This is a genomic window from Endozoicomonas sp. G2_1 (genome assembly GCF_017744155.1).
GTDB lineage: Bacteria > Pseudomonadota > Gammaproteobacteria > Enterobacterales > Alteromonadaceae > JAGHQT01.
Map to the genome: position 1 here is coordinate 41,093 of NZ_JAGHQT010000002.1, position 12,867 is coordinate 53,959.

A 12,867-nucleotide genomic window follows, 5' to 3' on the forward strand; every position below is an offset into this window, starting at 1 on the left:
ATGGCAACGACCCTTTATGAAAAGTTGTGGCAACGTCACTTAATTGAAGAGAAGGCAGGCGAAACGCCATTAATTTATGTGGACCGTCATTTAATTCACGAAGTGACTTCACCACAAGCCTTTGCCAACTTAAAGTTTCACAATCGCCCAGTGCGTCGACCAGAGCGCACCATTGCGACAATGGATCACAATATTTCTACCCGCTCAGTAGCGATCGATGCCGCTGGTGATGGCGCGGCCAATCAGCTGCGCACGTTAGAAAAAAACTGTAACGACTTTGGCATTAAATTATTTGGTATGGGCCATAAAAACCAAGGTATTGTCCACGTTATGGGGCCAGAACTTGGCTTGACCTTACCGGGCCAAGTGATTGTTTGTGGTGACTCACACACCGCAACCCACGGCGCCTTTGGTGCCTTAGCCTTTGGTATTGGCACCTCAGAAGTTGAGCATGTTTTTGCTACCCAAACACTGCGTCAAACCAAAGCCAAAACCATGAAAATTGAAGTGACTGGTCAAGTCGCTCCGGGCATCAGCGCTAAAGATATTATCTTGGCGATTATTGGTAAAACCGGCAGCGCCGGTGCAACGGGTTATGTTGTTGAATACTGTGGCCAAGCGATTAGTGCCTTAACCATGGAACAGCGCATGACCATTTGTAACATGAGTATCGAATTTGGTGCTAAAGCCGGCTTAATCGCGCCAGATCAAACCACTTTCGATTACATTGAAGGTCGTGAATACGCACCAAGTGGTGACAATTGGCAAGCGGCGGTTGCTGATTGGCAAAGCTTAAAAACTGACGACGGTGCCGAGTTTGACGCAGTATTAACCTTAAAAGGCGAAGACATTAAAGCACAAGTCACTTGGGGTACTACACCGGGCCAAGTGATTGAAGTTGATGGCATTGTGCCATCACCACAAGACTTTAGCGATCCGGTTGAACAAGAGTCGTGTTCGAAAGCATTGGCTTATATGGGCTTAACAGCGGGCACCAAAATTACCGACATTCCGGTTAACAAGGTTTTTATCGGCTCGTGTACCAACTCTCGTATTGAAGATTTGCGGGCAGCGGCGGCGATTGTTAAAGGTCACAAAGTCTCATCAAGTGTCGATGCGATTGTCGTTCCTGGCTCGTATCGCGTTCGTGAACAAGCAGAGCGTGAAGGCTTAGCACAAATTTTTATTGATGCCGGTTTTGAGTGGCGTTTACCGGGTTGTTCTATGTGTTTAGGTATGAACGATGACCGCTTAGCTGAAGGTGACCGCTGTGCGTCAACCAGCAACCGAAACTTTGAAGGTCGTCAAGGGCGCGGTAGTCGCACTCACCTAGTCAGCCCAGAAATGGCCGCGGCAGCGGCAATCGCCGGTCACTTCGTTGACCTATCAACTACAGCACTATCTACCAGTGCATTAGACGCCTAATCGAGGAATTAAGTATGGAAAAGTTTACTACCCACCAAGGCTTAGTGGTACCGTTAGACGTTGCCAACGTTGATACTGACCAAATTATTCCAAAGCAGTTTTTACAAAAAACCGAACGAGTTGGTTTTGGCCAGCACTTGTTTCACGATTGGCGTTACCTCGACGAGCACGGCTTGGAAAATAACCCTGAGTTTATTTTAAACGCCGATCGCTACCAAGGTGCCAGTATTTTGCTTGCCCGCGAAAACTTTGGCTGCGGCTCAAGCCGTGAACACGCGCCGTGGGCGCTGCAAGAATACGGTTTTAAAGTGATTGTTGCGCCGAGCTTTGCCGACATTTTTTATGCTAACTGTATTAACATCGGCATCGTGCCAGTAAAACTGAGCGAAGCAGAAATTGAGCAATTATTTCAACTCACCAACAATGCTGAACAACAAATGACGGTTAACTTAAGCGAGCAAACCGTCACCGTTGCCGAGCACAGCTTTACTTTTAGTTTGGACGAGTTTCACAAATACTGTTTAGAGCAAGGCATCGACAGCGTCGGTTGGACACTCAATAAACTTGAATTAATTGAAGCTTTTGAACGAAAACTACCGGCTTGGCAATAATCGCTAATACCGTTAAAAATATGCAAATTTTGCGTGTTTAAGTATAATGGCGCTAATATTCACCAAATATTAGCGCTTTTTTATTGCCACGTGCTTTTTGGCGATAATCCTTTTTTGCACTACTTTTGTCAGATCGGTCATTATGGAAAACAAACTTCAAAGAATTGCTCTATCGGACTTACAGCTGGGTATGTACGTCGTTTCAGTGGTCAACCCTAAGAAAGACGTTAAAGTTAAATCTGAAGGTTACATACTCAAGCAAGCAACCGTCGACAAATTGATCAAATCAGGGATAAAAGAAGTCGAAATTGACCCGAGTAAAACCAAGGTTAACGAGGCTGCTGAAAAACCTGAGCAGGAGCAAAAACCAAAAGCGCCAGAGCCAGATATCTATCAAGACAGTCATTCGTTCGGCTCAGAAATTCACAAGGCACGTGCACTCTTTGACGATGCCAAAAGCTTACAGATGAAGCTAATTCACGATATAGGCCAAGATAAGCAGCTCAATATCGAAGAAGTTAATCAAACCACCAATGCTATCGTTGATTCGGTATTTCGCAACCGCGATGCGCTCTCGTGCTTGTCTCGACTGCGCATCAAAGATGAATACTTGATTGAGCACTCGCTTAATGTTGCGATCTTAATGAGTATTTTTGCCAAACACTTGCGTTTAGGTAAAGATATTATCGAGCAACTAGCCCTTGGCGCGTTTTTACATGATCTGGGCAAAATAAAAGTCCCTGATCACATTTTACACAAGCCAGGCAAATTTACCGATGCTGAATACGAAGAAATGAAACGCCACGTCAATTACGGTGTTGAAATTGTTCGTCAGCAGCCGGGAATTCCACCATTAGCGTTAGAAATAGTTCAACACCACCACGAGCGCCTTGATGGTCGAGGTTATCCAAACCAGCTCGGTGCTGAAGACTTAGACAAATACGCACGCATGATCGCGATTGTCGATAGTTATGACGCCATGACCGCAGATCGCGTCTACAAACAAGGCATGTACCCAATTCAGGCGTTTAAAATTCTCAGAGCCGAAGCTAATAACGGTTATGACCAAGAGCTAGTTGAGCAGTTTATTCAATGTTTGGGGGTCTACCCAGTCGGAACCTTGGTTAAACTGACCAGTGGTAAATTGGGTTTAATTAGTAAACTCAATAAGAGCAAGCCACTAAACCCAATTGTTAAAGTGTTTTACAACACTCGACTCAACCAAACTATTGCCATCGAAGAGCTCGATTTATCAGTGGCTAAATACCAAGACCAAATCGAATGCTGTATTAAGCCTGAAGAGTTTGATCTCAACTTATTGGGCTTCTTTAAACTCGCCTTTTTCCAAGGTTAATTCTGCCAGCTAGACAGTGCCGGCATTGAGAAATGCTGGCCTTGATAAGACATAACCACGGTTTGTGGCAGTATATCAACCAGTTGTAAATCATTGTTATACCACTCACCTGCATTAAGCTCCTTGCCATTGAGCTTGACCCAGCTACTACCCTCACTGGAAAAAATATGCATTTCAAAATCCATGCTCGGCAACGCGTTTTGGGTGACAACCGGTAAGTCGTGAATTTTGGTAGTGACTACCTTAGGCTCTTGAGTTTGGTCGCTTTCTGGCTCAGAACTAACAACAGCGGTTTCGTCAATAGCACTTTGAAAACGGGCCAGTAAATCAGCTGAAACGCCCTCCTCGGCTTTCACTTTAAACTCGTCATTTACCTTATTTGCTTGTGCTTGTTGGTATGGCCTTGGATCGCCCAGAATCAAAGGTGCTTGTTCTTTAACAGCTGGGGCTTCAGCGCTTTTAGTTTGCTCTGAAGATACAACTTTCCGCGGTGGACGCTCAAAATAATCCTCAGCCGCGAGTTTCACTTTGCTATTGTTAATTGCATCACTATTAGCAACATAGCTCTGCTGAACACTCGTTTGGTTCTGACTTTGTCCATTAACAGGGCTACTGTCTGGCTGATTGGCCAATTTAGTGGTTGTACTTGATGCCTGTTCGGCAACACTCATACTAGTATCACGACCCACTGACTGCTTAGTACCAACCCAGTAACCGGCCACTAACGCTAAAAATATCGCGGCAGTTAACAATAGCCCCCATAGCAACGTATAGTTACTACTCGATTGAATCGCTATGGTTGGCTGAACAATACTTGCCTGTTCATCGACGTTATCACGCTGACCGTGGTTATTTCGCTGAACATTATCACTTGGTTTTCGGTTACTATCGCCCTTGTTCAGAGCATCTAAAATATAAGACATAAAATTCTGTTGTTTTGCTTAAACACGACCTTCACTAAACCTTTGCCTGATTGATAGTTTAGTTTATTGCCACTATAAGCTTCTATTCTATTGCTGCGCTTACTTTAAAGCTTGTTTCAAAAATACAGGAAAACCTTGTTCAACTGTATTAGCCAATGATAGCAAAGTTGCGGTATCGGCGTAATCTGCCAATACCAAACCATGCTCGCGCTGATACTGTTGTAATTGATTGACTAAACGCGGGTCAAATTCGCTAATTTGACGCGCGGGTCGCTGTTGCTGTTCACTCAATTTTTGCTCTAACCATTGAATAAGCGCAAGCTCACTGCCTTGATCGATTTGCTCAACAAATTCACCGGCATTGTTTTTTGGTGCTGGCCAAAACACTAAGGCAGCACCGCGCCAATAGCGATTAAACCAAGCGTAATCGAGTTGATAACCCACTTGACCAAAATTAACATCGGCCTGTTCTAAAGTGTGAATGTTTTGAGCTGCACTAACTTGTTTGCTATTAGCTGACCTGCTGATACTGACCTGCCCTTGATAATTTCCATAAAACGCTCGCCCTTGTTGGTCATAAAGCTTAAGTACCGCGGGGTAGTTAAGCTGAGCCAAGCTGTTTAAATTGCCCTTGTGCCAATAACACGCTAAATCATAATATTGGGCTAGCTGGCATGGCTCAGTGATGGTTTCATCTAACACTACGCGCCACGACTGAAACAGTTGTTCTACCGCTAGCCCCAAGTCTTGATGCTGATTGGCGATTATTTGCCAATTTTGTGGTTGCAGTGCGCTTTTATGTGCTTGCTGCTCGGACAATTGAGCGTTGCCATTTTCACTCAGACCCGCACTTGGCCGAGCACTTTGTTGATCGGCATACAACCAATAACCCAGACCATAACCAAATGCACCAAGCACAGTTACTAAGCTCACGCCTCCGGCCACCAAGGCAAGCTTATGTTGCCACCAAGGTTTAGGTTGGTATTCAACTCCCAGTGCTTCTTGGCAAGCACCGAGCACTAACTTTTTATCAACTTGTGACTTATTCGCGCCATACGCCCCTAACAAAGCGCGATCACAAATTAAGTTAATCAGTCTTGGAATGCCTTTTGAGTGCTTATGAATAGTGCGAATTGCCGACGGAGTAAACAAGGCCTGTTGGCAGTTAACCACCGACAATCGGTGGCGAATATAGTGCTCAACTTCTTGTTTATTCAGTGGTAGTAAATGATAACGAGCGGTAATGCGCTGGGCTAATTGTCGCAAGTCACGACGCTGCAACAATTGCTGTAATTCCGGCTGACCGATTAAAATCACTTGCAGTAATTTCTTGGTATTGGTTTCGAGGTTAGTCAGTAACCTCAACTGTTCTAACACTTCCGCCTTGAGGTGTTGCGCTTCATCGATAATCAGTACGGTGTTAAGTTCAGCGGCATGGTTCTTCAGCAGCTTTTCTTGAATTTTATCAGTCAGTGTTTTTAAGGTCGCGCCAGTTTTGCGATAGCGAATTTTCAGTTCATCGCAAATAGTGGCCAACAATTCTTGTGCAGACAAGGTCGGGTTTAAAATAAATGCCGCTTGGGTATTTTCCGGTAACTGCTCAAGTAGGCAACGGCTAACCGTGGTTTTGCCAGTACCGACTTCGCCAGTTAACAAAACAAAGCCGCCGGTTTCACCTAAGCCATAGGTTAAGTGGGCCAAGGCTTCACGATGGCGATCACTCATAAATAAAAACTGAGGATTGGGGGCAATAGAAAAAGGGCTGTCAGATAAGCCAAAATAATCCGTGTACATAAGTGATTCTTATTGGGTGAAATTCGATAAGCGTTTGAAAAACTACCTTGTTATTTCATTGATGTCAAAGTGCTTAACAATTTTCCAACAAATCCATGTTAATATAGCGACAAACTTCCAAACCCGTTAACCATGACTCAGCCTACAGATTCACTTAATGTTTATTTAGTCGGTGGCGCCGTTCGCGACCAACTGCTCGAACGTCCCGTTAAAGACCGCGACTATTTAGTTGTCGGTGCTAGCCAAGCGCAAATGTTATCACTGGGCTTCTTGCAAGTGGGTAAAGATTTCCCGGTATTTCTTCATCCACAAACCAAAGAAGAGTATGCCCTCGCCCGCACTGAACGCAAACAAGGACATGGTTATACAGGCTTTACTTGTTACGCCGAGCCGGATGTCACTATCGAGCAAGATTTGTTGCGCAGAGACTTAACCATTAACGCGATGGCCTTATCAACATCGGGTGAATTAATTGACCCTTACCAAGGTCAGCAAGACCTGGAAAAACGGCTACTGCGCCATGTTTCACCAGCTTTTATCGAAGATCCGTTAAGGGTGCTGCGAGTTGCTCGATTCGCCGCCCGCTATCACAGTTATGGCTTTCGCGTTGCCGATGAAACCATGACCTTAATGAAACAGTTAGCGAGCTCAGGAGAACTTAGTGACCTCAGCGCCGAACGCGTTTTTTCAGAACTAGAGCGTAGCCTAACTGAAGCCCACCCAGAAGTATTCTTTGAAGTTTTGCGCGCCTGTGGCGCATTGAAAGTACTGTGGCCTGAGCTAGATGCACTTTGGGGCGTGCCTAATCCAGCCAAGTGGCACCCTGAAATTTGTTCGGGTGTCCACACTATGATGGTATTGCAACAATCGGTTAAGTTATCCAATAAAATAGAAGTACGTTTTGCTGCACTGTGTCATGACCTGGGCAAAGGTATTACGCCAACCGAACAATGGCCGAGCCATCGAGGCCATGAAAGTACTGGCCTGCCTCTGGTCGAAAAAAGCTGTAAACGCTTCAAAGTACCAAACCATTTTAAAACCTTGGCATTAAAAGTCTGTCAGTATCATTTGCATTGCCACAAGGCATTTGAACTTAGGCCTCAGACTATTTTAAAGGTATTTAATGCCCTTGATATTTGGCGAAAGCCTGAACTGCTAACAGACTTTGTTTTGTGTTGCACCGCCGATGCCCGTGGCCGAACCCATTTTGAACAAGCTGAATATCGCCAAGCCAATTACTTGCTTGAATGTGGCACCAAAGCTCGTGCTGTTGTTGCCAAAAGCTTTGTTGAACAAGGTTTAAAAGGCGAAGAAATAAAACAAGCAATGGAGTCTGCTCGCTTAGCGGTGATCAGCCAAACTAAGGCAAAATGGCAGCAAACACTTGAGCAAGTGTAATCGTTAAATGTTGGCTTGAGCATTTATCAATCGCCCAAAGACAAAGAAGCCGAGCGATGCTCGGCTTCTTTTATGGTTTAGTAATTAACAACTATTAGAAGCTGTAAATACCTCTAACATAGTAGAAACCACCATTGATACCAATTGGCGACGTCGTTGGGAAACGCGAGCCAGCAACTTCAGTATCATATGCTTCGGCAATATCTGGATCGTTGTCAAACAAGTTTTGTGCACCTACTACCAAGTTAAAGTTATCAGTAAACTGGTAAGCAACTTCGGCATCAAAGACAAACTCAGAGCCAACATCCAACGGTAAACCAGAGTCTAAGTGATCTTCAAAGATAGCACCGGCATAGCGCAAGCGCGTTAAGAAGCGCCAGTCACCATTTAAGTGATTCGCAGTTAAACTATAACGAACAGCTGGTAAGTTATCTTCTAACATGCGAACACGGAACTCTGAGATGTTGTCAGAGAAACTATCAACTTCTGTTTGCGTCCAGTTGTAAGCAAAGGCAAACTTAGTTTCACCGCCGAACATTTCCATGTCGTAGTTAGCTACGATATCAACACCTTGAGTAGTGGTGTCAAAATCGTTAGTAAAGAAGCTAACTTCTTGGAAGCTCGAAGCATCACTAACACCATTTGCCAATAATGTTTGAATATCTTGAGGTGTTAAAACCTGACCAGATGCAGTCGCGATACGATCAGTTAGTTCGATATTGAAGTAGTCAACAGTAAAGAATAAACCATTGTCTAAACGACCGACAAAACCTAAGCTGTAACTTTCAGATTCTTCCGGTGTTAGAGCTGTAGCACCTTTTTGCTGAGCAATAGGATCAGTCGGTGGTAAAGTTGCACGGTCAATCAAGCGACCATCTGTACCAAAGGCAGTGGTCACGTTACGAACGTTGTTTTGACCAATAGTAGGAGCTTTAAAACCGGTTGCTACCGCACCACGGAGTGCGAAGTCTTCAGCAAATTCCCAGCGGAATGAAACCTTACCTTTAGTAGTATTACCAAAGTCTGAGAAATCTTCATAACGGATAGCACCAGTTAGCAAGAAGTCTTCAGTTAAATAAGCTTCAACATCAATGTAGGCCGCGTAAGAGTTACGGCTGTTTTTGCCTGCACTACGTGCTGATAAACCAGGGAAACCGTTAGAGCCAATACCAAAACCTTGAGAAGCTAGTGGGCCAATCTCAAACGATGCGGGATCACCAGCAACGGCTTCATATGACTCATTGCGATATTCTAAACCACCGGCAACATTAATTGGCTCATCTAAGCCAACTTCAACTTGTTTCGACAAGTCGATATTTAACATATCTTCTTGTTGAATATACTTACCCGGGCTAAAGCTGCGCGGCGTGTTTGGACCAAGTGACGGGTTAATGGTGTTACTGATAGCAAAATCAACTTCGTTACGACCGTGCGACAAGCTGAAGTCATAAAATACTTCATTGCTAAACTCACCTTTGGTACCAAAGACAAGTGAAGTATCTAATACTTCACCACCAAAGCGCGGAGTGAAACCGCCTGGCAAAATTTCGTTAAAAGCAAAACAGTTAGGGTTGTTTTGTACTTCGTTAATATAACGAGGGTTAGTTAATACATTGGCACCAACCTGAATATCTGTTGGGCAGTTACCGCTCATATCTGGCGTTAGATCACCTACTAATAATAATTGGTTACCATTAGCATCAGTACCACCATCATTAACACCACCGCGGTTATGTGGATTACGGAAATAGAAACCACCTTCAACTTCACGCTTAGCAACATTACCAAATAAGTAAGCTTCAGCGCCGTTACCTAAATCTAGGCCAGCGTTGACAAAAATTTTGAAGTCACTCTTAATTTCTGGTGACCCCCAAACTTGGGCAGGATCTGCTACGTTAGTATTGCCCGCAGCAATTAATGCAGCAGCATCGTCACGCTGAACACTACGACTTGTTGGATCTGACTGTTTCCATTCAAACGAGGTATTAATAAAACCATTTTCAGTTAGTGGTAAACCGAGATTACCAGCGATCACTACACTGTCGCCATCACCTTCGTAAAACTCACCGTATCGAGCTTCGATAAAACCGCCTTCAGAGTCATTCTTTAACGTGAAGTTCATAACACCAGCAATCGCATCTGAACCATACTGAGCAGCAGCACCGTCACGCAGAACATCAACCTGCTTAATCGCTGAGGCTGGAATGACAGAAATGTCAGGGCCTTGAGCACCGTCAGATAAACCACCACCTAAGAACGTAATAACCGCACTGCGGTGACGGCGCTTACCATTAACTAACACTAAGGTGTGGTCTGATGCCAGACCACGTAAGTTAGCTGGGCGGACTAGTGTTGAAGCATCGTTAATTGGTTGGTCGTTTACGTTAAACGACGGTACCACGTTTTGTAAAATTGATACCATGTCCGAAGGACCTTGGTTAGCAATTTCAGCACCGTCAATAATATCAACAGGCACTGCAGAATCTGCAACAGAGCGCGGTGCAGCACGGGTACCAACAATTGAGATTTTTTCTACTTCTTGTTCGTCGGCAGCAGGTTGTTGCTGTGCATAGGTAGTGGTTGTACCCAAGGCAGCAGCAACGGCAAACGCTAGCGTACCAGCGCGAAATTTAATAGACATGTTATTTTCCTTCCCAGTATTTATTACTTCGGAGTTATTTATTATTTTTTGTTTTATTATTTTATTTATCGGTCTTTTTGAGTGATTACTCAAATAAGCCAATAATTTAGTTATAAAACAGCAAAACTCTCATTACAAGTTTATTTCTGAATATAATTCGGCAATTATCCGTTCTTTTTTTGAACAGGCGTGCTTACACTACGAAGTTCTTCTTTTTAAATTGCGGACAAAAAAGCAGCTAAAGCCCTTATTTATTCTGTATTCATTGTTTTTACAATTAATTTTCAGCTGCGAAACAATTCGTATAAAACTCAACAAATGCTGCATAATTATCAAACAAAAAAAGTGTAAATGTTTTTTTATTCTATGACATAACCGTTTACAAATTAACAAATCATAAATGGCATGGTGAAGATTAAGACAGCATCAACGGCTTGATATACACTATGGCAATCGTTCCTTATCGGAAGCAAATAGGTTTTGACAAATTCATTGCACTCCACTAGTTCTCGTTGGCTGCTAACTGCGTTAGCGCTAGTGGCTTTTGCCGGAAATTCAGTACTCTGTCGCATGGCATTATCGACACCAGATATTGACCCATTCAGCTTCACCGCGATTAGGCTGATCTCTGGCGCAGTCTTGCTGTGGCTGTTATGTCAATTTCAATCACCAAAATCAGCACCAATACTATCCGCTAATAAATTATCATCTTGGTACCCAGCAATAGCGCTATTTATATATGCACTGGGCTTTTCTTACGCGTACATATCGCTGACTGCAGCAACTGGCGCATTAATTCTGTTTTTTTCGGTGCAAATTACTCTCATTGCCATGGCCTTATTCAAAGGCCAATCTCTCGTTATTAAACAAGTGGTTGGCTTATTGCTGGCGCTAGCGGGCATCACGTATCTATTACTGCCAGGCGCGCAACAACCTCCCATAGTCGCTAGCTTATTGATGGCACTGTCAGGTATCGCTTGGGGCGTATACACTTTTCTTGGCGCAAATAGCACAAAACCACTGCTAGTAACTCGCAATAACTTTGTTCTCTCAATTCCTATAGTGTTATTAGCATTAGTTCTATTACTGCCATCTTGGCAGCTGTCGACTTCAGGTATTATTTACGCGATTTTATCGGGTTCAGTCACTTCAGGAATTGGCTATGCACTTTGGTATGCGGTCCTGCCCAACTATTCGGCGGTACAATCGGGAGTATTGCAATTAACAGTGCCGATTATCACGGCCTTAGCAGGTGTCGTGCTAATCGGTGAAGCCATTACAAACCAATTAGTTATTGCCTCAATGCTAACGCTTGCAGGTCTCTTTATTGTTATGACCAACAAGAAATAACCACGATGAGTCAATATCTTCTTAAAATTGGCCGACTGAGATTAACGCTATTAATCACGCTAATTTCAATCGTGTGCTCTGTCGCCATTACCTTGACTATTTTAACGATTGGCTTAGGCAAAATTAGTCCGATTGGCTTGATAATTTCGATTGTTGCTCCATTAGTCATTGCACCATTGATGTCTTGGCATGTAATCGGCTTAATGTTGAAAGTTGCCCGTTTAGAACACGATATGCGCCAGCTTGCGACCTACGACCAACTGACTCAGTTGCTCTCTCGCACTGTTTTTATCAAAAGAGCGAGTACCTTGCTTAATCGTTACCAAAAGCAGCAAAGAGCTATAACCTTTGCTTACCTAGATATTGATAACTTTAAATTAATTAACGACAACTACGGCCATAGTGCTGGGGACCAAGTAATCGCTTCACTCGGTAAGCTGATAATAACTAAAACAACAGGCAATGACTTATCTGGGCGTCTTGGTGGTGAAGAATTTATCATCTGTATACCCGACCTCGACTTAGCAGATGCCACTGCGGTGATCGAGGAACTACTTACAGCAATTAGACAAAGCTCAGTGCAGTGTAATAACCTTGAGCTCAGTTATACTGTCAGTGTCGGTGTTACTCACACAAATTCAACAAGTACTCAGTCATTAGAAGAACTTATCAAGCGTGCCGATCAAGCGCTCTATCAAGCCAAACGCACAGGTAAAGACAAACTCGTTATTGTGTAACAACTAAAACCAACAAATAGAAAAGGTAAAAAATGAAAATTTGGGTCGATGCTGACGCTTGTCCAGTAGCCATCAAAGAAATTATTTTTCGTGCCGCTGATAGAACCGCGACCGAGACGACTTTAGTCGCCAACCATTATTTAAAAGTACCGCCATCAAAAGTCATTCGTAGCATAGTGGTCAGTTCTGGCTTTGATGTTGCTGATGATCACATTGCCAGTTCAGTCAATAAAGGCGATTTAGTGGTAACTAATGATATCCCGCTAGCTGACGAAGTTATTACCTTGGGCTGCCATGTGATTAATACTCGCGGCGAAAAGCTCAGTAAAGAAAATATCAAGTCACGCCTTAATATTCGCGATTTTATGGATACTATGCGCGCCAGCGGTGTTCAAACAGGAGGGCCTGCGCCATTAAGCCAACGAGAGCGCCAAGCCTTTGCCAATCAACTAGACCGATTGCTAGCACAAGCGCGCGTTTAAAGAAGCGCTTTGCGTTACGTGATAAAAAATACATTTGCGCTTGACAGTTATTGGGCTAATTTGTTCATTCTCTTCCCCAAATTAGTGCATAAGTCGTAATTTTTAACTTGTTATCAAGTCTATAAAAAAGCTAAAGCATTAATTTTTATCAT

At 43.6% G+C, this 12,867-nt stretch carries 10 protein-coding genes; 7 read left to right on the forward strand and 3 right to left on the reverse strand.

What is annotated here, in order from left to right:
• The 3 genes from leuC to J7384_RS03175 all read left to right on the forward strand — a co-directional run bounded on the left by leuC (nt 1) and on the right by J7384_RS03175 (nt 3,390).
• The gene (leuC, locus tag J7384_RS03165; protein WP_209111382.1) at nt 1–1,425 is read left to right on the forward strand and encodes a 3-isopropylmalate dehydratase large subunit; all 1,425 of its coding nucleotides are present in this window, start codon (nt 1–3) and stop codon (nt 1,423–1,425) included.
• A gap of 14 nt (nt 1,426–1,439) precedes the next feature.
• Complete coding sequence (leuD, locus tag J7384_RS03170; RefSeq protein WP_209111383.1) at nt 1,440–2,036, forward strand: 3-isopropylmalate dehydratase small subunit; 597 nt, start codon at nt 1,440–1,442, stop codon at nt 2,034–2,036.
• 142 nt (nt 2,037–2,178) lie between these two features.
• A complete protein-coding gene (locus J7384_RS03175) occupies nt 2,179–3,390 on the forward strand; it encodes an HD-GYP domain-containing protein (RefSeq protein WP_209111385.1) in 1,212 nt (403 codons plus the stop codon).
• Here J7384_RS03175 and J7384_RS03180 read toward each other — a convergent pair.
• Entirely contained in the window at nt 3,387–4,313 is a 927-nt protein-coding gene (locus tag J7384_RS03180; RefSeq protein WP_209111387.1) for a general secretion pathway protein GspB, read from the reverse strand. The two genes, J7384_RS03175 and J7384_RS03180, sit on opposite strands and share 4 nt — an antisense overlap.
• 99 nt (nt 4,314–4,412) lie before the next feature.
• Nucleotides 4,413–6,107 (reverse strand): AAA family ATPase, encoded by a 1,695-nt coding sequence (locus tag J7384_RS03185; RefSeq protein WP_209111389.1) that lies wholly within the window; start codon nt 6,105–6,107, stop codon nt 4,413–4,415.
• Nucleotides 6,108–6,239: 132 nt separating this feature from the next.
• Here J7384_RS03185 and J7384_RS03190 point away from each other — a divergent pair, with 132 nt between their 5' ends.
• Nucleotides 6,240–7,505, forward strand: a complete 1,266-nt coding sequence (locus tag J7384_RS03190; RefSeq protein ID WP_209111391.1) for a multifunctional CCA addition/repair protein — start codon at nt 6,240–6,242, stop codon at nt 7,503–7,505.
• Between the two features lie 94 nt (nt 7,506–7,599).
• On the opposite strand, the gene J7384_RS03195 is transcribed toward J7384_RS03190, so the two are convergent.
• The gene (locus J7384_RS03195) at nt 7,600–10,146 is read right to left on the reverse strand and encodes a TonB-dependent receptor (protein WP_209111398.1); all 2,547 of its coding nucleotides are present in this window, start codon (nt 10,144–10,146) and stop codon (nt 7,600–7,602) included.
• Between the two features lie 480 nt (nt 10,147–10,626).
• On the opposite strand from J7384_RS03195, the gene J7384_RS03200 reads away from it, so the two are divergent.
• The 3 genes from J7384_RS03200 to J7384_RS03210 are packed head-to-tail and all read left to right on the forward strand — an operon-like array spanning nt 10,627 to nt 12,715.
• Nucleotides 10,627–11,496, forward strand: coding sequence for a DMT family transporter (locus J7384_RS03200; protein ID WP_247741604.1), 870 nt, complete (start codon nt 10,627–10,629; stop codon nt 11,494–11,496).
• A gap of 5 nt (nt 11,497–11,501) precedes the next feature.
• The gene (locus J7384_RS03205) at nt 11,502–12,233 is read left to right on the forward strand and encodes a GGDEF domain-containing protein (RefSeq protein WP_209111400.1); all 732 of its coding nucleotides are present in this window, start codon (nt 11,502–11,504) and stop codon (nt 12,231–12,233) included.
• Nucleotides 12,234–12,265: 32 nt separating this feature from the next.
• On the forward strand, nt 12,266–12,715 hold the full coding sequence (locus tag J7384_RS03210; RefSeq protein ID WP_209111407.1) for a YaiI/YqxD family protein: 450 nt from the start codon (nt 12,266–12,268) through the stop codon (nt 12,713–12,715).
• The last annotated feature ends 152 nt before the right edge of the window (nt 12,716–12,867 follow it).